The 1,048-nt window shown below is 63.5% G+C and carries 1 protein-coding gene; it reads right to left on the bottom strand.

All coding sequences use genetic code 11. The annotated features are described in order from the left end of the window. Window positions 1-9: 9 nt before the first annotated feature. Window positions 10-955, bottom strand: a protein-coding gene (locus KQ910_RS26605; protein ID WP_216967221.1) for an IS630 family transposase whose coding sequence is annotated in 2 segments (ribosomal slippage) — window positions 10-621 and window positions 623-955 — 945 coding nt in all. Because the reading frame shifts where the segments join, the coding sequence is not laid out codon by codon here. Window positions 956-1,048: the final 93 nt, after the last annotated feature.

Genomic DNA, 1,048 nt, shown 5'->3' with positions numbered 1-1,048 from the left:
TAGAGCGTTTCACGTTTTGACGAGAGCATATCCGGCGCTGTGAATGTAGTTGCAGCATTCGGATTGTCGGATGGTCTTGAGAAGGTCTCCGATGTACCGCGAGAGGCCTTCGGGGGTGCGCTTCTGGGCGAGCCTCATCCAGTGTTTGATCTTGGAGAAGGCCTTCTCGATCGGGTTGAGATCCGGTGAGTAGGGCGGGAGATACCAAAGCCTTGCGCCGACGGCCTTGAGCATCGGGCGGAGGGCCTTGGCCTTGTGGCTGCCGAGATTGTCGAGGACGACGATGTCGCCTTGCCGCAGGGCCGGCAGGAGCAGCTGCTCGACATAGGCGCGGAAGCACTGGCCGTTGATCGGACCGTCGAAGATGCAGGGTGCGGTGATCCCGTCCCAGCGGAGCGCGCCGAGGAAGGTCAGGGTCCGCCACCGTCCCTGAGGGGCGAAGCCGCGCAGGCGCTGGCCCTTCGGGGCCCAGCCGCGCAAGGGAGCCATGTTCGTCTTGATCCAGGTCTCGTCGATGAAGACCAGGCGTTGCGGATCGAGACCGGCCTGCAGGGCCTGCCAGCGCCGCCGCCGACGGGCCACGTCGGCCCGGGCCTGCTCAAGAGCGAACAGCGTTTTTTTTGAAACTCAGTCCTTCACGGCGCAGGAACGTCCACACCGCATTGTGCGACACGACGATGCCCCGCACCGCCAGCTCGTCCTTGAGCTTGTGCAGGGTCAGATGCGGCATCTGGTCGATCCGCTCCCGGATGAAGGAACGATGGGCATTCAGCACCGGTTTGCGGTGGCCGCCGACCTTGCCCGGCGTCACCGACCCCGTCGCCCGGTAGCGTTGCGACCACTTCACAACCGTGGACGCCGCAACCCCAAACCGCGCCGCTACCGACCGACAGCTATCGCCGGCACCGACCGCTGCAACGACACGCTCACGCAGGTCATTCGAGAGAGGACGCATCGATACTGGCCTCCTACCCAGCCAGCATCTTGAATCACATTCCGCACAGATCGGGAATCCCCTCCGATTCCCTCAAGAAATGAAACGCTCTAG

The sequence above is a fragment of the Reyranella humidisoli genome (assembly GCF_019039055.1).
GTDB classification, from domain to species: Bacteria; Pseudomonadota; Alphaproteobacteria; order Reyranellales; family Reyranellaceae; genus Reyranella; species Reyranella humidisoli.
The sequence above is the reverse complement of the archived record's forward strand: the minus strand, read 5'-3'. Positions and strand labels throughout refer to the sequence as shown.